Source organism: Sneathiella sp., assembly GCF_036960985.1.
Classification (GTDB): domain Bacteria; phylum Pseudomonadota; class Alphaproteobacteria; order Sneathiellales; family Sneathiellaceae; genus Sneathiella.
This window is the reverse complement of sequence record NZ_JBALWD010000022.1, coordinates 43956-66569: the sequence shown is the minus strand read 5'-3', so window position 1 is coordinate 66569 and position 22614 is coordinate 43956. Positions and strand designations below refer to the sequence as shown.

Below are 22614 nucleotides of genomic sequence, written 5' to 3'. Positions count from 1 at the left end.
CGAACAGGCCGCCCTTGATGCTTCTGATAGAGCTGAAAAGTCTTGTTCCCAGTATCGGTCACCCGAATAATCAATCCTCTTACCCGTTCGTCTTTATAGGAAAAACGTTTGCCTTTTGGCGGGGTAGGGAGGGCTTCAAGTGCCTTCTTGATAAAGTTGAAGGAATTGTTCGGGGCTACCATAGGGCTACCTATTTCCGTAAAATTGGCTATATCCAGAACATCTGGATTAATCTACTATACGAAAAACATGTAACAATAATAACGATTTAATACAAGTGAGTAATGCTGGTTACATATGGGCCTGTGTGGCTCATAACCTGAAGGTCGTAGGTTCAAATCCTACCCCCGCAACCAAGCTAAAATCAAAAAATTAGTACATATCAATTTATTTGCTACTGAGCGTAGTCAAACCCAAACATCGCAGGTATTAAAATGCGGTGACCATAACTTTACGGAAAATAAAAATTCCTGCGAAAGCATGGCCACCGACGTTTATTGTTATTGTATCAAGCGTCGTGAATGAAACTTTGAAGGCAATCTAGCTAAAAGAGTCGTTCGATGATCCGAGTCCGATCAATTGGTCAAAGACCCCATTTTCTTCCTCCAGAACACCATTCCAGTTTCCTGCCGTAAAGTTAGCGGCCGATAAATCCTCGGCCTGGGTATTTTCGAGTACATAGGTGTGGCCACCATTATTGACAATTTCGATCAGCAAATCGTTGTTGGCCTTTGAAATAGAAACGTCATTTACGGAGAGTGATCCGAAATCCAGAATGTCTTCAGATGCATTAAAATTGGAAAGCACATCAATAGCACTCCATTTCCAAGTCAAAAGGTGGACATCCACTCCGTCTCCCTGTTCAACAACGTTATTATTTTCATCCTTAGGATTGGGTTCAGGATCGGGCATTGGCGTCGGATCCGGAGGGGAGCCTTCTACATCATCTGGTAAGGAGGTATCTTCATTTTCCGAAACCAGGTCGCCCCGCCGGATTTGGAAACCATCTGTTGTTGCACCTGCAGGCGCATCCGGTGTCAGTAACTGCTCGCGCGAGACCAGTGTGACGTCGTCTTGACTAAAGCCAAAGGGTTCTTCGAGACGGTCTTCCATAACCTGATCATGATGAAATTCCAGCGTTCCGGGTTGTAAGTCTGCCAGCTCAACGCCTGTAAACGTCATGCTCTGTCCGGAAGGGAGCGTACTGATGACCAGTCCCTCATTGCTATCTTCAACAGAGAGCCGTTCACGGGTACCGTAATAGAGGAAGCTGATTTTCATGGTTGAAGGATCGAAGCCATCGATCTGTTCATGGACGCCATATTCGTGAGAACGGATATAAACAGCATTCGCATCGCGCGGTCCGACATCCAGCTCCCATGACAACACACCGCCGATATCCTGACGAAGATGTTCGTTCCCAACAATACCAAAATTTTCAGTCGTTAGGTCGCTGAATTGCACATCTTGCAGAATCTGCATATCGGGGCCCCATGGATTATCGATGATCAATTCTCCGCTCGGGCTTTTGTTCGTGATTAGGCCATGGACAGAGATATCTCCAAAATCGATCTGATCCGTATTCAAATTAAAACCCGTAATATCATCAGCATAGAAGTCTGCTTTAAATATTACTCCTTCATTATTCCCGGTGCTGGATTCAGATGCCGGATTGCTGCCATCATTGTCGTAAACGATATTAAACATTCCCCCGTCGACTGGCGTACTGATTGCCTGACCTAAGACAGATGCAATTTCGTTCAACGCACTGGCATCGGAAATGGCAAAATTTGCTAAGGACAAATCTGAGATAGATAAACTCTCGACAATGATCGTACTGATCACGATCGAGTTTGCGCCGAATATAGTGAGGACGACATTTGTACTATTTGTGGTACTGATCTCTTTGATCTCCAACAGGTCATCCGTTATTCCTGCTTCGATATGGAACATATCCCGGGCCGGATCGAAGTCATCTATCGTCTTGGAAGGTGAGGTCAGGGTAATTTGATGCATGATGGCGGAATCTGCCATTGGATGCTCGTTTGCATCTGGATTATCAGGCGTATCAGGCTCTAGGTTTTCTTCTTGCGGAGGAAGGGGCTCTTCATTTCCACTTCCAACAAACGCTAGAATTTTTTCAGCTGCTGTGGAATCTTTGAACGTAAAATTATCTGCACTGAGATCGCCGAGCGTGATACCGGTCAATGTTGCAGTTTGGTTGTTTGAGGGGATTGAGATTACAACGCTACCATTTGTCTCCGCAATTTCAATATGTTCTGCGGTGAACCATGCAATAAATATGGTGTCTGTTGCGGGATTGAAATTATCATAAACCGGATTGCTGCCATAGTCCCAATCTATCGCAACATCGGCGTCTCCTGAGGAGGTATTTGCGTCTCCGTTCGGGGATCCTCCGGGTGAGGTCGACGTGCCGTCGGGAGTACCGAGACCTTCATCTCCCGTTTTGCCAGCCCGGTAATCTGCAATCAGCTCACTGGCCATTGGCGCGTCAAATCCCCCGAACTCTTCTATATATTGCAAGATGGAGGTGCCAAATTCGTCCGAACTTACCGCGCCACCTTGGAGAAGATCGAGAAGTCCGTAAGCACCTCGCAAATGGGCGGCGGCCAGAATACCGGTCAAGGTCAGTTCGACGCTGACTTCTTGGCCATTTTGAGTATAGCTGCCCGTTTGGCCAATAAACTGTTCGAGGGTTTTCCCTTGTGCCGCTAGGCCATTCTGAATGATTTCAAGGTTATGGCCAAAAGCATCTTGGATGGCAATATCCTGAACATCCTGTGTCATGAAATCTTCAAGGGAATTTGCGCCGTTCTTCCCCGTCCAGGATCCGTCCCATGTGTTAGAACTGGCCCCTGAACCATAGAAAAAATCGTCATCGTAATACCCAAGATCAATCAACAACGCCTCGCCAAACTGAAAACCGACAAATCCAAGACTATTGGTTGAGCGATAGGCCATCATCGTCCACTCGTCGTCTGTTAGATTTGACCAGCTGTCATAATTGGGGAAAAAGCTGTCGACGGTTCCACCGGCCCATTGATCCAGTTGAAAGCTCTGGATGTTGCCACTGTCAAAACGTTCCCGATCCCACCCTGATTCAAATGCGAGTAAAGACGAGAGAAAATCACTATATGTACCTTTCATGATCGCATATTCCTTTTATTAAAATTTTGAATAATGCGAGCATAATTTCGAATATTGATTATAATTGGGCGGAAATAAGTTAACCGAAATTTCAGAAAACCGGCACCTTTGAAACAAAAATTTGCCATATTCTAGTAGTGGAAAATATACTTATTGATCTGTAGTTTAGTTGATTTTGGAATGGCTAAAAAGTTTGTATTAATCGCCTTGAAGTTTGAATTCAAACAAAATTTACGATGAAGAACTTTAGTATTTGCGATTTCTGGGTAGGGGTAGAAATTCGAAAATATGTAGTCGAAATTCTATTCCTAAATTGGGTGCAAAAGTTTCTTCCTGATTATACTGGAAATAACAATATACTCACTTTGAATGATTAAAGCCCCCTAACTACGCCAATATTATTTAACATAAGAAAAATCGGTAGCCAATCTGGCTTTGACTCACTCGGCGGCTTGCTGGCGTTCTGCGATAAGCTCGGTCAGGCAGTCATCTTCCATCGCTTGTATGGCGTCAAAATCCCGGTGAGCAATCCATTCTTCGCGGTTAAAGGCGCGGATATGATTATCTATATGGCAGAGAGATAAATACACAATTGTTCGATCGAACGGCGAAATATTGGCGGGACTGGCATGAACCAACAACGATGAAAACATCAGCATACTACCAGCGGGCCCTGTGGGGGCAACGCAGCCGCCGCGTTCAGCAAGCTCGGTCACTTTGTCGCGTCCTAGTGTCCACAGGGGATAGGAGGTCGTTTGCAAGTCATGTCCGGCTTCGACTACTCCAAGCTTATGGCTGCCAGGAATAAACAGTAGTGGGCCATTTGCGGCTGTTACATCATCAAGGAATACAGCGATGTTCATTGCACGGGGTTCAGGCATCTCATCATCGCGCTTCCAGGTGCCATAATCCTGGTGCCACTGCCAGACGTCGCCATCAAAGGCAGCTTTTGCATTAACTTTGTACTGGTGCATGTAAATTGGACCGTCAAGAACCTGCTCAACCGGCTTAATCAAGCGCGGATGGGCACCAAGCCGCTTAAAACCTTCATTATAGCGATGGGCAGCGAAAGCCGTTCGGGCAACGCCGGAGCTTTCGCGCCAGACTTCCTTGCGATCCATGGCATAAACGGCGTTGGCTTCCTGTTTGAGGAGCGCCGCTTCGTCAGGCGTGAATTTACCGGGAAAGAACAGATATCCGTCTTTGTCAAAATCTACCAATTGTTGATCGGTTAATTGCATCGATGACCCGCCCTCTTTTTGATTTGATTAATTGATGTTAGGGCGCAACGCTGCGTTTCTCAAGGGTCTTGAGTTATTACAATCAATCAATATTGAATAAGAGGGATGTCGTAATTAATCTTTAGTTCTGCCGAATACGCAATTTCGGTTTTCTTGATCGCCATGGAAACCCGGTTGAGATCGGGCTGTTCTAGTCCGTTTCCGAAACCAGTAGTAGCAATGATATACCCAATGTTATTCTTGTTGGTTGCGAACAACAATAACATTGGGTTTGTATCATGTGTTAAAATGTAAAGTTAAGCCGCACGAACATCGTCAAGAAACGCTTCAACATTTTCTTTCAGATTGGACGACAATTCAGTGAGTTCTTGCGAGGCAGCCTGCATATTTATGGCTGCTTCACCGGTGTTCTGGGATTCTGTCGAGACCGTTTCAATTTTCGAAGAAACAGCGGCCGTACCCGTTGAGGCTTGTTGAACATTTCGCGAAATCTCAGCAGTTGCCGCACTTTGCTCTTCAACGGCCGATGAGATGGAGACAGTCGCTTCGCGAATAGAATTGATTACGGAACTAATGCTGTTGATTGCGGACACCGTTGTAGATGAGGCCTCCTGCATTTCATTGATCTGTTTCTCAATTTCCTCAGTGGCCCTCGCAGTTTGAGTTGCCAGAGCTTTAACTTCAGACGCGACGACAGCGAAGCCTTTACCAGCATCTCCTGCACGGGCTGCTTCAATTGTCGCATTCAATGCCAGCAAGTTGGTTTGGCTTGCAATATCGCTAATCATGGTGACAACATCGCCAATTTTCTGGGCTCGATCAGCCAGATCATTGACTGAATCAATACTTGTTGCCGCCTCACCAACAGCTTCCTCCGAGACACCGGAGGCCTGGGTAACCTGACGACTGATTTCCGAGATGGAAGAGGAGAGTTCTTCCGCTGCGGCCGCCACCGTCTGGACATTTGCAGTTGCCTGTCCGGCGGCAACAGAGACTTCTGAGGATAACATGTTTGTTGTTTCAGCCGTAGCTTTGAGCTGTTCCGCATTCGCGCCGAAGTTTGTGGCGGAACTGTTCAAATTGGAAATAAGCGTTTTTACCTTGCTATCAAATCCATCAACCATATCCGTGATTTTCGCGGCACGGGCTTCCCGGGCAGCAACGTCAGCCTGTTCTTTTTTCCTTTCGTCTGCTTCTTTTTTGGCTTCCGTGTCCCTTTGGGCGGCTTCGCGCTGATTTTGTTCCTCGGTTGCTTTTTCTGCTTCAGCGGTTAGGCGTTCGCGTTCAATGGCATTATCTTTAAAAACCTGGACGGAACGGGCCATTTCGCCAATTTCATCCACTCTTTCCTGATATACAACGTCGACACTGTTGTCGCCTTCCGCCAGTTTCAGCATGGTGCCGTTCATCTTAGATAACGCGCCAGAGATCTGACGTGCGAAAAAGAATCCTGCTGCGCCGACAATGGCGATCAGGATCAGAACTTCCCAAATCATAGTGTCGCGTAAGGAAACAATCGGTGCATTAAATTGGGTTTCGTTGATTTCCGCTATAACGGCCCAAGTTGCCCCCATGAATTTAAACGGTCCGTACGCCACTTCTGAGACGACCCCTTCACGTTCTTCTCCTGTAGTGAAACCGCTTTTGCCCTCTAAGGCGGCGGTAACAGAATTTATCTCTACATGATGTTTCAGGATAGTCGATGTTTCCGAAAAACGAGAATCACTGCGCATGAGGTAATCACCGCCAACAAGGAAGCTTTCACCGGACTCACCCAGGCCGGCAGTCTCATGCATGATCGCATTTAATCGATCGATCGGCATCTGGAACGCTAAAACCCCAAGGAGCTTTCCGTCGGCATCTACAACAGGCTTTGCAATAAAACTGGCTGGTGCGCCAGCGCTTGGCGCATAGGGACGGAAATCAAAGAAAACGTCTTTGCCGGTGCCAGCATTCGCGGCAGCAGCCCGAAACGCATTTCCTAAATCTGAATCTTTGTATTCCCCTGTTTCCATGTTAGTAGCGTAATCCAGTTCTTTATAGACGGAATAGATCACGTTGCCGTGCGTATCGAGCAGAAAAATGTCGTAATATTGACGTTCTTGCAAAACCTTGCGGAACCAGGGATGATAATTCTTGTGCGCCATACCATACCATGACCCTTCATCGACAAAGTCCAACTTTTCTTTCTGTCCGATTGGATGCGGATTATCCGTTATATACTGGGCTTGTAAATTCGCCCCCGCGTTCGTGCCAGCCGCGTTCCAGGCAAAGGTGAAGTCTTTTAGCGCAGTTGCGGCGACAGGGCTGGTTGCGATAATATCGAGATCTTCGCGGATGGAGGCAAAATATCCGTCTAGGGCGGATGTTCGGGCCTGAACAATTGTTTCTAAACTGTTTTGCATTTCATAATGTACAGCGTCTGAGCTTTTCATATAGCTCGTCGTCGCAAGGACAAGAGCGGTAACGAGAGCGCCGCCAATGATCGCAAGGGGAAGTTTGTGGGAAATCTTAAATTTGAAACCGAACATCTACATTATCTCCTGGTACAAAGTGATCTACATATTTTACGGAGATTGTTAAACCGTGCAAAAAATGCAGTACAAAACTAATTAGATTAAAGTTTTAGCGGTAAAGAATAAATTTTAGATTAAAGAAATACGATTTATTCCGCAGTCTGCGGTCAAATATTTTACTCTATAAGATCGTGACGACTGGAAAAATTACGCCACCCTGTTTTGAAAGCTCTTCTCACAAATATTTTCTCAGAATAATGTTCATATTGCGTCGGTTCTCGCGCATAGTTATTGTCTGATTTTACGTTTATGTACTTCAAGAAAAGGGTTCCCAATGCAAATCGCAATTTTGACATTCGACGGATTTAACGAACTCGACTCATTCATTGCGGCTGGAATTCTGAACCGCATGAAACCGCAGGGTTGGAAAGCGTTTATCACTTGTCCCACGAATACTGTCACTTCTATGAACGGTGTCACTATTCAAGCCGAGCGTGATTTGTCCTTCGCGAATAATGCAGATGCCGTTCTCATCGGGAGTGGCATTAAAACGCGCGAGATTGCGCAAGATGCCAACCTGCTTGGCCAGATACAGCTGGATCCATCACGTCAATTGATTGGGGCTCAATGCTCCGGTACCTTATTGCTATCCAAACTCGGGCTTCTCGGTGATTTGCCCGCCTGCACGGACTTGACGACCAAGCCTTGGGTGATCGAGGCCGGGGTGAGGGTGCTCGACCAGCCTTTTTATGCTAGTGGAAATATTGCGACGGCTGGCGGATGCCTTGCTTCGCAATATCTTGCCGCCTGGATGATAATGCGCGGTGCGAGCGAACAGGATGCGAAAGAAGCGATACATTACGTCGCACCTGTTGGTCAGAAAGAAGAATACGTCACGCGGGCAATTGCGTCCATTTCCGACTATCTTCCAGCCGAGACTGAACGTGTGTCATCAATGGACGCTTAAAGATCGCTTCAGCCTTTTTTATACTCTCCAGTAATTATTAGCTTTCGCCACAGTTTGGAAATTTGTCGCGACAACAAGTGAGACCTGGGTCAGGCTGTCGGCATTATTGGCATAGTCGGGCCGCATGCGTTCACGTGCTTTATCGTCGGGTTGGGTCTTTTTGACCGCCATACGGGAAAGCTTGACGGCTATTTCATAACCCTCTTCTGGTGAGTCTGCTTGTAAACTTGGGAGCCAGGACATGGAATTTCCTCTCGTCGTAAAAAGAATATAGTAATATCGCACACGATATAAAATCGGATCTTTACAGTACTGTCAAGAATATTATATCGTGCACGATACAGAATGATCTAGGAGCACAACAAATGGCACCGGAAAAAATACAGAACCCGTCAGTTTTACCAGAGACCGCCGACGATATGATTTGTTTTGCCATATATTCAGCAGGGCATGCCCTAAATCGGACATATAATCCGTTGCTCAAAAAGCTGGGCCTGACATATCCGCAATATATTGCCATGACGGTGCTTTGGGAAACCGGTCCCGTTACAGTTGGCGCCCTAGGTGCTCGACTTAAACTGGAGACTAATACCCTCACACCATTACTAAAACGCCTTGAAAAATCCGGCCATGTCGAGCGTATAAAAGGTAGGGGCGATGAGCGGCAAGTGTACATTTCCGTCACCCCTAAAGGTCAGAAAATTCGGGCGCAATCGGGTGATATTACCAACTGCATTATCGACGCGACAGGGTATGATATTTCGGTGCTGGAAGCCTTGGTTAGCTCAATTTCCCAATTGCGTGACAATGTCACTAGAGCAGAAGAGCGCAGGCAGGCAAAGGCATAAGTACAATAGAGAAACGAAAAATGATAACGAGTGCGACTCCAAGAGTATATAGAACGGAAACCGGATGGTTTTGAAGCGCTTTAATTCGTAGTTTTGCTGCGGATGATTACGGATTAGGAAATGAAAGATGGAAATACCTAAGACAATGGACCGGCAGGATTGGGGCCTCTTGATCCTTCTTTCAATTTTGTGGGGAGGCACGTATTTCTTCGCAGGAGTTGCAGTCAAGGAGCTCCCTCCGCTGACGGTTGTTCTGGTTCGCGTTTCTTTGGCTGCGGTATTGTTATTGCCGTTGTTTTGGTATTTTGGCTATTCTCTGCCCAGAACCTTTTCCGAATGGCTTCCCTTTATGGGTATGGGGCTGTTAAATAATGTCCTGCCGTTTGGCTTTATATTTGCCGGCCAGACACAGATCACCGTAGGCCTTTCTTCAATCATCAATGCCATGACACCTTTGTTCACGGTTTTGGTAATGGCGGTTTTCTTAGAAGAACGCTTGACGGTAAACCGGGTAATCGGCGTGCTTCTAGGTGTGGTGGGTGTTGCCGTGTTACGAGGCTTTGATGGGCCTTTGAGTGGCAGCCAGACACTCGGCATTATCCTCTGTATGGTCGGAGCCCTCAGTTATGGGTTTGCGGCGCTTTGGGGCCGTAGATTTCTTACAGGAGTACCGGCATTAAAATCAGCGACATGCCAACTGATAAGCTCGACATTGATAATTGCCGTTGTTGTTGGCGTCATTGACAAACCCTGGACGCTTCCGATGCCAAGTGTGGAAGTAATGTTCTCGTTGCTGGCACTTGCAGCATTTGGAACCGCCTTAGCGTATATTGTCTTTTTTAGAATTCTGGTTCGCGCCGGCGCCAGCAATGCGATGTTGGTTACGTTGCTGATACCGGTTACAGCTTTGGTGCTTGGAAATATTTTCTTGGGTGAAACCGTTCAAGCAAAGGAAATTATAGGCGCCCTCATTATCGGTGCCGGTTTATTGTTTATTGACGGTCGCGTGATTCATTACCTAACTGGAAAACGTAACGCCGCAGATTGAGGCTAAGTTATGCGCTGCATCGCTTCTTCATTGGATTTGGATTTTGTAAAATACCGTTACAAATCAAATAGTTAATATTTTTTCTATGTATTCGCATATCAGTGCAATGTTTTTTCGAATAGAAAATAGATTGTCTCCTGATTAATCATGATAAAAAGGTGCATGGAATTTTCAGGCACCTTTCAGGGTTTACGCGATATACATATTTGGACCAGTTCGGTGGATCCGAAGGCTGCTTCGAAATATGATTATTCGCTGGCAGTCGGCGAAAGAGCCCGGGCTGAAAGGTTTGCAACAGACGAACTACGCAATAAGTATATTGTACAGCAAGGGATCCTGCGGGACATTCTGAAAAATTACCTTAATTGTACTGCAGAAGCTGTGGAATTTTCGACGCTGGCACATGGCAAACCAGCCTTGGTGTCGTCGGAACACCCGCAAGGTAGTCTGGCGTTTAACTTGTCACATACCAAGGGCCAATTAATCGCGTCCGTAACCCTTGATACGGAAATTGGCGTAGATATTGAATTTCACAATTCGCGGACCGATTGGAAAGGAATTTCTCAGAGCTATTTTACAGCGCGGGAAAATGACTGGCTTCTCAATTTGCCGGAAAAACAAGGATTCACCAACTTTTACAATATTTGGACCATGAAGGAAGCCGTTATGAAAGCGGATGGGCGGGGCCTCGGGTTGGCCATTGAGGAGATTTCCTTTGATTTGCCGGTCCCGGAAAAATTTATGCCTGCTGTTGTTGCAACAGCAAAAGAGGCACCAGAAACATGGTGGGGTCGGGCATTGGATTTGGGGCAACATGTGTCAGCTGCCGTGGTGTGTCGACATAAAGACGCGATTATCCAGATCCGACCATATTCGTAAGACGGAGTATGTTATGAAAAAAATCACGCAATACCGTCTGCAGGTGGATAGTTTTGAGGGACTTTCTGATTTCTATGTCGGATGCCTTGGTATGACGGATTTTAAGGCGACTGAGGGCCGGTCTTTCGGGTATCAAGCTAACAATTGCCAACTGCAGTTTGTTCATCGCGATTGCGTTCCATATGTGACAGCTGCGACAGATTTTTATTGGAAATCAGGAATCACATTACGCAATCTTGATAAAGCGGTGGAGTTTTTAAAAGAACGGGGAATTGCCGTTTCAGATCCCGTTCAGTTTATGGATATCGGTTATTTGGCCCATCTACAAGATCCGCAAGGGCATGTGATCGAACTTTTACAACAAGGTTTTAAGGGGAATGAGCAGGAGGCTGGGGACGGCCATCCGGTAGGAGGGCAGGCAGCACTTGCACATATTACGCTGAGGGTGACCGATATTAGCCGTTGTGATGCTTTTTTGACGGAACAGCTGGATATGCGTTTGATGTCTATTCAACCGGTGCCTAGTCGGGGTTTCACACTATATTTTTATTGCTGGAGTGATGACGAGCTTCCTCATTCGGATCTAAAAGCTGTTGAGAACCGGGAATGGTTATGGGCACGACCCTACACGTTGTTGGAATTACAGTATTTTCATGAACCGGTTGACTTGAATTTCAGGACAGAAGAGGAATCCGGTTTTCAAGGGTTTTCATATTCCGGAGATAATAACACGAACCCGATCGATCTAAATTTATCAGATTTAGCGGCGCTTACATAAAAATTCACCGATACTTCTAACCATCTTCAAACTCAGCATAAGGGTTCAAAGTCTTGTCACGAATACCTTCAAGCTCAACGACATAGGCTGCTGTTTTTTGATCTGGCAAGCGACTATGACCGGCAAGAATAAAAGCAACCAAGCCAATAACAGAACCGAGTGCTAGGTCGTACCCAAAGGGAATAATCCCTGTCCCATTTCCAAAATTTCCCAAATAGGACAGGAGGGACAACGCGACAAGATATGGGATTAGCCACAATGCTTCTTTGATGTCCAAAGCTCTTTTGTCTTTGGAAACAAGCCGCATCAATAAAAACAACAGAAGACCAACAGCGAGCAAGGGCATTAGTACTTGAATGACGGTCCAGCCACTCCAATAGAGTGTTAAGGTGCCGGCGATAAAGGCGATTGCTGCTAGTAGACCTACAGCGGGGATCTGAAAATATCGCGCGCGGTCTGGTAACTGTTTTCGAAGCGCATAGACTGCAATTGGTCCGGCGACGAGAGAAAGGATTATCGCAGCACCGTTTAGAGTTACCATGTCCTTGAAATTGATCAGGAACAGCATAACGAAACCTATTGCCCAGTTAAGCAGAAGGGCATTCAGCGGCACACCGCGCGGGGATAACGCGGCGAAAATGCGTGGAAATTGATTATTCTCAGCCATGGCCATCGTCAGCCGCGCATTGGATCCGGTGGCGACAAGACCGCCGCCGAAAGGAGCGATAATAGCGCCGGAATATATTACGCTCATGATCCAGATGATGCCGAGGGCCGTGCCCAGAGCCGCGAAAGGGCCGTAGTCATGGACCATATGAAGATTACGCCACCCTGCGCTTATATCACTAGGATCAATTGCACCGATAAAGGCAACTTGCGCACCGGCGTAAATCAGCATGCAAAGTAGGATAGATAAACAAAGAGCAAGCGGAATGGTTTTATGGGGATTCCGTGTTTCCCCAGCCAAATCAATGGCATGGCGGAAACCGACGAAGGCAAATATTACTCCGCCAGTTGAAACGCCCGCCAAAATACCTGTTATACCGTAAGGCGAAAATTCTTGTATGGTGAAATTAGAAATCTCGAACTTTGTCGTCAAAAAGGTCAAAATTATTATCACTGGAGCAACAATCTTGATCCAGGTGAGTCCTGTATTAATCTTGCTAAAAAAATGAACACCCCAGGCATTGATGATAACCATCAGGATCATCAAAACGCCGGCAATCAGGGATCCGGGTAGGGTGAGGGTGCTCGTCCCGGGCTCCTGAATAAATGGTGCCCAAGTAGAGAGATATTGCAGCATGGCGGAAACTTCGATAGAAGCGGTTAAAGTGTAGCCAATCCAAGCTGTCCAGCCCATGGCAGCACTGACGACATTGCCGTGACTGAAGTAGGGAACACGGGCGAGGCCACCGGAAACCGGCAACATTGCACTAACTTCAGCAAAGGTTATAGCAATTAAGAACATTACGGCACCGCCAATACCCCAAGAGATGATTGCGGCCGGACCTGCCTGTTGGGCTGCTAGTTCCGGCGCAAATAGCCAGCCAGAGCCGAGCATCCCGCTGATCGCAACAAAGGTAAGACCGAGGAGGCCAATGGATCGCTGTAGTTTCATATGTTCGTGCTCGTTACATGCCTTCTTCAATAGAAATTTGTTCGATAATACGCCCAGACTTTATGGCAATAATTGTTCCGCGCGGCAATCCTTGCCAATCGTCCTTGCTTAGAGGAACACTGGCGATGAGAACCGCTTTTTGGCTTTGACCGTTCGGGGATTTCAGATCTATTCCACTGGCTTTAAAATCTCGCCTGGCAATCCAGTGAAGTGCCGGCGACTGATTGGGACCGAAAGTTCCTTCGCTGTCATATCTGCGCTTGTCTGCATGGGCAAATAGGATATCCCCGTCACTGTATAGAAAGTTTGCGCTACCAGTTGCGCGCATTTTTAACGCGACGCTTGCAAGTATCTTTAGGCGTTGATTAAGGGAAGGCCGGGAAGTTTCCCAAACATCGGAAAGTTCATTGAGAAGATAACAAAAAGCATGTTCTGAATCTGTTTGACCCATTGGTAGAAATGCAGTGGAGCGCAATGGAAGCGCTTCTTCGAACGCCTTCAGCGAACCGTTATGAGCAAAAACATGTGCGCGGCCAAAGGCTTCACGTTTGAAAGGGTGCGTGTTTTCGAAAATCGGCTCACCTTTCGTGGCGTACCTTACATGGGCCATAATGCAATTGCTCGAGAGATGCTGGTCATGAATAAATTTTACCCATGCACTATCAAAGGCAGGCATTGCCTCCTTGATCAGTAATGTATCCAAGTCTTGCTGGAAACTCATGCCCCAGCCGGACTTGTTCAAATGGCTCAACCCGCCATGTTGGGAAAATTCATGCAAGGAATAATCGACGGCAACTCGGTTTAAACTGGACACTGCAAAAAGTTCACACATGGATAGTCTCACAGTTGGAAAAGCTCATGTAATCTCAATAACCATAAGCTATCCGATTTGGAAGTAAACTACTTCTGGTTCGTGATTGTATGCAGGAAATCTTGCGTAAATTAAATCAGGATGGTTATAGTGAGTGCAGGTATTTATCTTATGACGGATCGGGCTCACTATTCGTGAGTAATTTTTTTTGAAAATGCATATTGAAAACGACCAATCGAAAACGGGTATTGATTTGTTGTTCGAGCCAGCTCTGAATAAAGGGACGGCGTTTACGGACGTAGAGCGCGTCAAGTATGGGCTTTTGGGGTTACTTCCACCACATGTGGAAACACTAGAACAGCAAACTGTGCGGGCTTATGACGCCATGAAAGCCAAAGATGCGGACCTTGAAAAACATATCTATTTGAGATCTCTTCAGGATACCAACGAGATCCTGTTTTATAATCTTGTTGTTTTGCATGTTCAAGAAATGATGCCGTTGATTTATACACCCGTTGTGGGTGAGGCTTGTCAGAAATTCAGTGAAATTTATCGACACCCACGTGGACTTTTTATTTCGTATCCGCATCGGGAGCAAATTGATCTAATTCTGGACAATGCGATCAATGATGAAGTTGAAGCAATTGTTGTCACTGACGGAGAACGAATTCTTGGACTCGGAGACCAGGGCGCCGGAGGTATGGGGATACCTATTGGCAAATTGTCACTTTATACAGCCGCCGGCGGTGTTGATCCACGGGTGACATTACCGATCATTTTGGATGCAGGAACCAATAACAAAGAGCGGCTGGAAGATCCACTTTATATTGGCTGGCGGCATGAGCGAATTACAGGCGACGATTACTTTGAGTTTGTCGACCAGTTCGTACAGGCTGTTAAGCGTAAATGGCCAAATGTTTTGTTGCAGTTCGAAGATTTTGCACAACCACATGCAGAACCCCTGCTCGCGAAATACCGTGACCAGCTTTGCACATATAATGATGACATCCAGGGAACAGCGGCGGTGGCAGCTGGAACTTTACTGGCTGCTTGCAAAATAATGGATAAGCCTTTGAAAGAGCATGTAATTTCTTTTCTCGGTGCTGGCTCCGCCGGTGCCGGAATCGCCGAACAATTGATCCGGATTATGGTTGATGAGGGATTGAGTGATGCGGACGCACGTAAACGGATCTTTATGGTAGATCGTTATGGCCTTTTGCATGATGAAATGGACGGACTGATGTCTTTTCAGCAGAAATTAGCCCATCACCGGCCAGATATTGCCGATTGGTCAAGTGCTGAAGACGGCTCTGTCAGCCTATTAGATGTCATGAAGCAGGCAAGACCCAGCATTTTGATAGGTGTCTCAGGTCAAGGAGGCCTGTTTACAGAAGACATAGTTCGAGAAATGGCCAGGCATACGGAAAAACCTATTATATTTCCGCTTTCTAATCCTACGTCGCGCGCTGAAGCAATCCCGGAAGATTTAATTAACTGGACCGATGGTAAAGCCCTCGTCGCTACGGGGAGCCCGTTCGACGCTGTTAATTACAACGGGGAAACTCATTACATTGCGCAAAGCAACAATACCTATATTTTCCCTGGGGTTGGTCTGGGAGTGCTTGCTTGTGGGGCGACACGGGTCACTGATGGCATGTTTATGGCATCCGCTCGAGCTTTAGGGGAATTATCACCTGCTCTCAACGATCATCATGAGCCTTTATTGCCTCCGGTATCTGATATCCGTGCTGTCAGTAAGTCGGTTGCCCGGGCAGTTGCCCTTCAAGCGCAGAAAGAGGGTGTCGCGCCTTCTACCACCGAAGAGGAGCTTGATAAACTCATAGAGGAAAAATACTGGGAACCGTCTTACGATTGAATGACTTTAATAGTGTCATATTGAATAGGAACATTTTATGAGCATTGATGTGTTGGCATATGCGCCCCGTGGTGATAAGAAAAATTCAGAGTTTTTTGACGAATTTCGGCAAAAGATTTACGAGCGCCGCAAGACTAGCGGTATTGAGGATCTTGTTGGTACCATGAAGGCAATTGTCACTCAAGTCGAGCCTGGTAAAAGCATAGATACCATGCTGGAAATGTATTTGATGACGCCTTATCGATATTTGGCAAGTTATCTGGGGGCGACACATAAATATCATATTCTTCGCAGTAGTGACGACTACCCGGCAATGCTGGTGATGGAGCCGCTGAGCGCTGACTTTGATGAATATATTTCTCGCCTGAATAAGATGTACCCGTTGTCGCGTGCCACGCCGCACACTCGATATGTGGGCGAGATTTATCAATGTAATGACTTAGCTTTGACGTGTAAGGCTCTGGAAAGTCAGGCTGTTCGATTTGAATATTCGGGAGAGATAGAAAACCCTTTTTACGCCACAAATAATTTTTTATTCTCAATGCCATCTGATTTTACGGGTAATCGTGTCGGCTATAGTGGGTGCGATTTTTCGGATCCTGATAGTCTTGGCCTGGGTGAAAGAATAGTTTTATCCACAACCGAAATGGCACTGCTCGACGAAGCCGATGCCTTTGGTAAAGCCTCTGGTATTGCGCCGTTGCTGCTGGGTGTCGATCATATGGCGACACGAATTCTGGCGCCGGACCGCGAGGATGCGATTTTGGAGTTTCTGTCGCAAGTGCCGTACTATTTCTGGGGCGCCTATAATATTTACGAAATGAATTCGTCGACCAACGTCAATCGATGCGGCGATGTCACTGATGATAAACAGTCTCCAGCGAAGGTATTTACAGCCAATAACACCCCGTCTTTCGTTAATTCTTTTGCAAATCTTCCCATGCCAACGGAAACTTTTGTCCGCAACTATGGCCGTCGAATGCATCATGTCGCCATTGAAGTTAAAGATGGCGATCATTTGTCTGGCCAGAAAAATGTTGATTTTGTAGTAGATGCCATGAAGGAGCGGGGTATTCCATTCCTTGCCGATGTGGTTGGAGAATGCACGGATGAGCCCAATCTTAAGCAGATTTTCTCGAAGCATTCGAAAAATACCATTCTCATAACGGAATATGTTGAACGGTGTCACGGGTTTGACGGTTTTTTCACCAAGGATAATGTCGCCGCTTTGACAGAAGCTGCCGGACAGGACGAACAATACGATCACGGTCAGATCTTCGACTAGGGCAGAAATTTCAATTTTAGCGTAATATTGTAGAAAGTAGGCAAATATGGCAAAGACCATTTTCTATGCGATCTCGATCATTGGACTCGTGATTATCGTCTTGGGCCAGTTTATCTGGCCTTCTACGACCTGGCTCTTGGTCGTCCTGATTCCCTACATCCTGGTTGGTTTGTACGATATGCATTATTCCACACATAACGTGCTCAGGAATTATCCGGTTATTGGGCATATGCGGTATGCAATGGAGTTTATCAGTCCGGAAATTCAGCAATATTTTATTGAAACCAATGAAAGCGGTCGGCCCTATAATCGCCAACAACGAAATCTTGTTTATTCTCGGGCAAATAAAGGACTGGATACCCAGCCTTTCGGCACACAATGGGATTTGTACGGCGTCGGCTATCAACGAGCTAGTCATTCTCTGGCGCCAAAAGTAGTAACCCGGACAGAATCCCGGGTTACGGTCGGCGGGCCTGAATGCAAACAACCCTATTCAGCGTCAAGATTGAATATTTCGGCCATGAGTTTTGGCGCGCTGAGTCCAAATGCCATCCATGCCTTGAATGCCGGTGCGAAACGCGGCGGTTTTGCTCATAATACGGGCGAGGGAGGGCTTAGCCCTTATCATCTGGCCGGTGGCGGCGATATCATCTGGCAGATAGGAACGGGATATTTCGGATGTCGAACGTCGGATGGGAATTTCGATGCGGAAAAGTTCAAGGAAAACGCCAATCGCGACGTTGTTAAAATGATAGAAATCAAGCTCTCTCAGGGAGCCAAACCGGCCCATGGGGGCGTTCTGCCTGCGGCGAAAGTCGATGAAGAAATTGCGATAATTCGGGGTGTCCCGATGGGGAAGGATGTCTTGTCTCCACCCGCTCATTCTGCTTTCTCCACACCGGAAGGGTTGATAGGTTTTGTCGCTCAGCTACGTGAGATGACAGATGGAAAACCTGTTGGTTTCAAACTTTGCATAGGACGGCGCAGCGAATTCATGGGCATTTGTAAGGCCATGATCAAAACCGGCATTATTCCGGACTTTATTACAGTTGACGGAGCTGAGGGAGGTACTGGTGCGGCGCCGCTCGAGTTTTCCAATCGGCTCGGAGTTCCTATCAATGAAGGACTTTCATTTGTTCATAACTGCCTTGTCGGCGTGGGCTTGCGTGACAAGATAAAAGTAATAGCTAGCGGTAAAATCGTCACCGGTTTTGATATGATGGAAAAGATCGCATTGGGGGCAGATCTTTGTAATGTTGCCCGCCCAATGATGTTTGCACTTGGTTGTATCCAGGCCCTTCGCTGTAATACGAATACATGCCCAACCGGTATTGCAACGCAGGACACAGCAAGATCACAAGCGGTAGATGTGGAAATTCGTCAGGTGAAAGTGGCGAACTACCATGAGGCAACTGTTGAAAGTTTTTTAGATTTGGTTGGCGCTTGCGGAGTAGAAGATCCGGATCACCTGACCCCTCATCATATTTTCCAGCGTGTTGCCAATGAAACGGAACTGGCCTTCGATCAGATTTACGATTATCTCGAAGACGGGCAATTGCTATCTAGTGACGTTCCTGAAAGTTACTTGTTGCCCTGGAATCATGCAAAATCAGAGTCTTTTTGATTTGGTCTATTGAAGCTTGGCAGCGGCTTTCATGGTGCTGGCAAGTTCAGTTGCTGTTACGACACCTATAATGCTCGTGCCGATCTTATCGTCCGGCGTTTCTGATACCAAGGCTGTGTCTGCGTCATTTTCAGCGAGGATTTGAAGGGCTTCGATGACGCTCAATTCAGGCGAAACAAACAGGTAGTGCGATTTTTCGCCGACCGTTAGTCCTTCTTGTGGCCTATCAACGTCAATAAACCGTCTCTCTGCTGAGGTGACTTTTCCGTCCTTAGTCCAAACCACAATTCCGGGCGTTTCAGGACGACCCGACCCTTGTTCAAGAATGGTCAAGTTGGAGGTCATGACATCTTTAACGCGCCGAGCCGATAAAATAGCTGCGTTCAACCCTTCGGGAACCGTATGACCACGTCGGTTGAGTTTTAACGTATAGATGCTTGCGGGGGACAGGTGGCGCCTTACAGCATACGCTGTGGCCGTGCAGAGCATCGTCGGCAACATCATGTGATAGTCGCCTGTCATTTCGCAGAGCATCACAACGGCGGTAAAGATAGCACCAGTCGTACAGCCGATCATTGCGGCCATGCCAGCGATGGCGAAAACCGGGATACCAATTCCAAGATCCGGAATAAACATCAAGACAATATTGCCAAATGCCGCTCCTAACGTTGCGCCCATAAAAAGTGAAGGAGAAAAAACACCGCCAGAAGCTCCTGATCCCAATGTCAGGCAGGTAGCAATTAGTTTTAAAGCGAACAGAAGGAGTAGGAACCAGGGATCCGAAAGTGCGCCTATTAAGACATCCAGAATAGTCGCGTAACCAACGCCCTGTACATAAAATTGCCCTGCATAGCGTTGTAGTAAATAGATCATTACACCGACACAGGCCATACCAAGTAGATGGCGGGTATAATAGTTGCCTGGCATGGCATCGAATTTATCCTCGGCCCAATATATGGTGCGGATAAAGAGAGTTCCTGCTAAGCCGCATATCAATCCAAAAGGTATAAAGAGAATAAGGCCCCAAGCCGGTTCAACGCCGAAGTCCGGGGTCTGTAGGGCGGGGACTTCAAAGCTTGGATTGGCACCCAACAAAAGGCGGCCTATATAGGTCGCGACGATGGTCGCGATAGACACAAGAAGAATACTCTGTGCCGTAATGGCAACCAATAGCAGTTCAACAGCAAACAAAACACCGCCGAGCGGCGCGTTGAACGTCGCAGCGATGCCCGCGCCCGCGCCTGCAGCCATCAATATCACGCGCTGTCGTGTTGGCATTGCCACCCAGGTGCCGAGAACAGAGCCAAATGTTGCACCAATTTGAATGATGGGTCCTTCACGGCCGATGGCACCACCACTGCCGATGGACAAAGCTGAAGCAAGCGATTTTACGACGACAACAATTGGTCTGATTTTGCCGTCATTATAGTGAATGGCATCCATGACTTCAGGTACGCCATGGCCTTTTGCCTCCGGTGCAAAAGTTTTAACCAGCCAGGCGACGCCGACGGCACCGATCATGGGAACCGCGATAATCCAGGCGCCCCAAACATCGGTGGCCGTATGAATATTTGCATCGTAATGCAAATTAAATTCGCCCAGAAACAAAAGGTTATGGAAGAATCCTATAAGCAGCCGGAAGATCCAGGCGCCAAATCCACCAACGACTCCAACCATCGCAGATAGAAGGCAGAGCAAGATAATTCCGCGATTTTCTATTTCTGGCATTTACGAAGGCCCCAACTCAAGACTGTACGACTAATGGATAAACGACAATCAAAATACACGGCATTAGGGCTGATGACAAAGCTTTTAGACTCGCATTCAAAATTGGGTCAGTCCTCCAATAAATTGTATTTTTGTTGTAAATGACCAAAAACGGACTAGTCTTGCAGGTCTTGTTTCTAGTGTGGGAGATGTAATCCATGTCTGATCCGTTACCGTCCTGGCGGGCTGTCAATGTTCCTGTTCCAGTTAATTCGGAAATGAATACCCTCAGGCACGCACTTGATCTTGAAATTCCACCAAAGCGCGATGTTAGTCGTAATCTGTTAATAGGGACATGGAATATTAAGGCCTTTTCCTCGCTGACTAGAAAATGGATATCGTCGGGAAGTGACAGCCCAAAACGAGACTATCGAGCCCTTTGGGCCATCACCGAAATTATCTCTCGGTTTGATGTCATCGCTATACAGGAGATTAAAGGTGATCTTCGTGCGCTGCGAACAATGATGAAAACACTTGGCGATGATTGGAATTTTCTGATTACGGATGTAACGCGTGGCGACTCTGGAAATAGTGAGCGAATGGGGTATATTTTTGATACGCGTCGTGTCCGCCTTTCCGGACTGGCGGGCGAATTGGTTATACCCGAAGCGGAAGACGGCATTATTGGGGCGGGGGCATTGCAAAGACAATTTGCAAGAACACCGTACGCCGTTAGTTTTCGGGCCGGGGTGGAGACATTTATCTTGACCAGTTTGCATGTGGATTACGGATCTTCGTCGGCCGGTCGGATACCTGAATTAGAAGGGATTGCCCAATGGCTGTTTGAATGGGCCGGTCAAGCCAACGCCTTTGGCCAAAATCTGATTGTATTGGGAGATTTTAATATTGATCGGCATGGAGACGCGCTCTGGCAGGCCTTTACCAGTACAGGGTTGACTGTCCCAGATGATTTACATGCGGTCAAGAGATCTATTTTTGCCATCGATAATGATCCAGATTTGAAGAAATACTATGATCAAATTGCTTGGTTTGAAACTGGCGGAAAACGAGCTTTAAATCTGGAATTTGTCTCCGCAGGTGGGTTTGATTTCGTCCCCTTCGTTTATACGGAAACAAATTTTACGAAATCGACATTACAACACCGGTTGTCCGATCACTATCCGTTGTGGGCGGAGTTTAATTGTTAGCAGTAACGCTCAGCACCACCTAGCTGCGCTTCAGAGTAGCGGTCGCCATGGGCAAAACCGACCGGCAAGAGCCTTTCAATTTCGATTAAATCATCTTCTGTTAGAATAACTGAACCGGCTGCTGCACATTCCGATAAATGGTCTGCAGAGCGTGTGCCCGGAATGGGGATATGCGTGCCATGTCGATTGAGTATCCAGGCTAAAGCGAGCGTCGCGGGCGACAGCCCTTTATCCGCGGCGAACGACCGAAACTTATCGACGGCCTCAAGATTGTATGAAAAATTTGGTTCTAGAAAGCGAGGATTGTTTTTTCTAAAATCGATTTTAGTAAATGTATCAGGATCCGGAGCTATTTGACTGAAAATACCGCGACCAACTGGGGAGAAGGGAACAAATGTGACGCTTAATTCTTCACAAGTCTGCACCATTCCCAATTCGGGTCCGCGGGTCCACAATGAATATTCACTTTGAACAGCGGCGACCGGATGGACGGCTTGAGCTCTACGTAAAGAAGAAGGTGCAATTTCAGAAAAACCGATGCCGCCAATTTTACCTTCATCTTTAAACGCAACAAGGGTTTCCATAACGTCTTCTATGGGAAGGTTTGTGTCCCGGCGATGTATATAATAAAGGTCGACATATTCAAGTTTCAAATTCTCCAGTGATTTCTCTAAACATTCGCGCAAATAACTAGAACTGTTATTAAAAACACGTTCTGTAGATCCTGGAGCTCGTTGGATTCCGCCTTTAGTGGCTATTTTGAATTTGTTTGAATTATTCTTTATGAATGAACCGATAACTTGTTCGGATACACCGCCGCCATAGACATTGGCAGTGTCTAGAAAATCTACGCCAAGATCCAACGCTTTGGCCAAAGTTGCGTGGCTTTCCGTTTCATTTGTAGGGCCATATGATCCGGCAAAGCTCCAGCAACCTAAACCGACGGAGCTTACTAAAGGGCCATTTTTTCCGAGCGGGCGTTTATTCATTGTTGCTTTTCCCATTAGTTGAATTTGTCATGACAAATGTAAGGTTAGAGA

General features: G+C 46.8%; 18 protein-coding genes and 1 pseudogene. 9 read left to right on the top strand and 10 right to left on the bottom strand.

Features of this window, described 5'->3' with window-relative positions:
• The 5 genes and pseudogenes from V7723_RS13200 to V7723_RS13180 all read right to left on the bottom strand — a co-directional run.
• A pseudogene (locus tag V7723_RS13200) lies at window positions 1–182 on the bottom strand (tyrosine-type recombinase/integrase); the annotation flags it as partial.
• Window positions 183–540: 358 nt separating this feature from the next.
• Window positions 541–3168: a hypothetical protein gene (locus V7723_RS13195; protein ID WP_335684949.1), complete on the bottom strand. Its 2628-nt coding sequence runs from the start codon at window positions 3166–3168 to the stop codon at window positions 541–543.
• 440 nt (window positions 3169–3608) lie between these two features.
• The gene (locus V7723_RS13190) at window positions 3609–4409 is read right to left on the bottom strand and encodes a phytanoyl-CoA dioxygenase family protein (RefSeq protein ID WP_335684948.1); all 801 of its coding nucleotides are present in this window, start codon (window positions 4407–4409) and stop codon (window positions 3609–3611) included.
• 86 nt (window positions 4410–4495) lie between these two features.
• Entirely contained in the window at window positions 4496–4675 is a 180-nt protein-coding gene (locus tag V7723_RS13185) for a hypothetical protein (protein ID WP_335684947.1), read from the bottom strand.
• A gap of 30 nt (window positions 4676–4705) precedes the next feature.
• The gene (locus V7723_RS13180; protein WP_335684946.1) at window positions 4706–6940 is read right to left on the bottom strand and encodes a methyl-accepting chemotaxis protein; all 2235 of its coding nucleotides are present in this window, start codon (window positions 6938–6940) and stop codon (window positions 4706–4708) included.
• Between the two features lie 319 nt (window positions 6941–7259).
• Between V7723_RS13180 and V7723_RS13175 the strand changes: the two genes are divergently transcribed.
• Window positions 7260–7892: a DJ-1/PfpI family protein gene (locus V7723_RS13175; protein ID WP_335684945.1), complete on the top strand. Its 633-nt coding sequence runs from the start codon at window positions 7260–7262 to the stop codon at window positions 7890–7892.
• Between the two features lie 18 nt (window positions 7893–7910).
• Here the strand turns inward: V7723_RS13175 and V7723_RS13170 are convergent, their stop codons facing one another.
• Window positions 7911–8135 (bottom strand): hexameric tyrosine-coordinated heme protein, encoded by a 225-nt coding sequence (locus tag V7723_RS13170; protein WP_335684944.1) that lies wholly within the window; start codon window positions 8133–8135, stop codon window positions 7911–7913.
• Between the two features lie 122 nt (window positions 8136–8257).
• Between V7723_RS13170 and V7723_RS13165 the strand changes: the two genes are divergently transcribed.
• From V7723_RS13165 to V7723_RS13150, 4 genes are all read left to right on the top strand, one after another.
• A complete protein-coding gene (locus V7723_RS13165) occupies window positions 8258–8740 on the top strand; it encodes a MarR family winged helix-turn-helix transcriptional regulator (RefSeq protein ID WP_335684943.1) in 483 nt (160 codons plus the stop codon).
• Between the two features lie 127 nt (window positions 8741–8867).
• Entirely contained in the window at window positions 8868–9788 is a 921-nt protein-coding gene (locus tag V7723_RS13160) for a DMT family transporter (protein WP_335684942.1), read from the top strand.
• A gap of 162 nt (window positions 9789–9950) precedes the next feature.
• Window positions 9951–10667, top strand: a complete 717-nt coding sequence (locus V7723_RS13155) for a 4'-phosphopantetheinyl transferase family protein (RefSeq protein WP_335684941.1) — start codon at window positions 9951–9953, stop codon at window positions 10665–10667.
• 13 nt (window positions 10668–10680) lie between these two features.
• Entirely contained in the window at window positions 10681–11445 is a 765-nt protein-coding gene (locus V7723_RS13150) for a VOC family protein (RefSeq protein WP_335684940.1), read from the top strand.
• Window positions 11446–11461: 16 nt separating this feature from the next.
• On the opposite strand, the gene V7723_RS13145 is transcribed toward V7723_RS13150, so the two are convergent.
• Window positions 11462–13063: an APC family permease gene (locus V7723_RS13145; RefSeq protein WP_335684939.1), complete on the bottom strand. Its 1602-nt coding sequence runs from the start codon at window positions 13061–13063 to the stop codon at window positions 11462–11464.
• Between the two features lie 13 nt (window positions 13064–13076).
• The gene (locus V7723_RS13140) at window positions 13077–13895 is read right to left on the bottom strand and encodes a class II glutamine amidotransferase (RefSeq protein WP_335684938.1); all 819 of its coding nucleotides are present in this window, start codon (window positions 13893–13895) and stop codon (window positions 13077–13079) included.
• Between the two features lie 193 nt (window positions 13896–14088).
• On the opposite strand from V7723_RS13140, the gene V7723_RS13135 reads away from it, so the two are divergent.
• Genes V7723_RS13135 through V7723_RS13125 form a run of 3 tightly spaced genes read left to right on the top strand, consistent with a single transcriptional unit; the run spans window position 14089 to window position 18659 of the window.
• On the top strand, window positions 14089–15750 hold the full coding sequence (locus V7723_RS13135; protein ID WP_335684951.1) for an NAD-dependent malic enzyme: 1662 nt from the start codon (window positions 14089–14091) through the stop codon (window positions 15748–15750).
• 37 nt (window positions 15751–15787) lie between these two features.
• Window positions 15788–17035: a hypothetical protein gene (locus tag V7723_RS13130; RefSeq protein ID WP_335684937.1), complete on the top strand. Its 1248-nt coding sequence runs from the start codon at window positions 15788–15790 to the stop codon at window positions 17033–17035.
• 46 nt (window positions 17036–17081) lie between these two features.
• Window positions 17082–18659, top strand: a complete 1578-nt coding sequence (locus V7723_RS13125) for an FMN-binding glutamate synthase family protein (protein ID WP_335684936.1) — start codon at window positions 17082–17084, stop codon at window positions 18657–18659.
• Window positions 18660–18665: 6 nt separating this feature from the next.
• Here V7723_RS13125 and V7723_RS13120 read toward each other — a convergent pair whose 3' ends face one another.
• Window positions 18666–20387: a chloride channel protein gene (locus V7723_RS13120; protein WP_335684935.1), complete on the bottom strand. Its 1722-nt coding sequence runs from the start codon at window positions 20385–20387 to the stop codon at window positions 18666–18668.
• A gap of 197 nt (window positions 20388–20584) precedes the next feature.
• Between V7723_RS13120 and V7723_RS13115 the strand changes: the two genes are divergently transcribed.
• Entirely contained in the window at window positions 20585–21574 is a 990-nt protein-coding gene (locus tag V7723_RS13115) for an endonuclease/exonuclease/phosphatase family protein (protein ID WP_335684934.1), read from the top strand.
• Here the strand turns inward: V7723_RS13115 and V7723_RS13110 are convergent.
• Window positions 21571–22563, bottom strand: coding sequence for an aldo/keto reductase (locus V7723_RS13110; RefSeq protein ID WP_335684933.1), 993 nt, complete (start codon window positions 22561–22563; stop codon window positions 21571–21573). The genes V7723_RS13115 and V7723_RS13110 overlap by 4 nt on opposite strands.
• Between the last annotated feature and the right edge of the window lie 51 nt (window positions 22564–22614).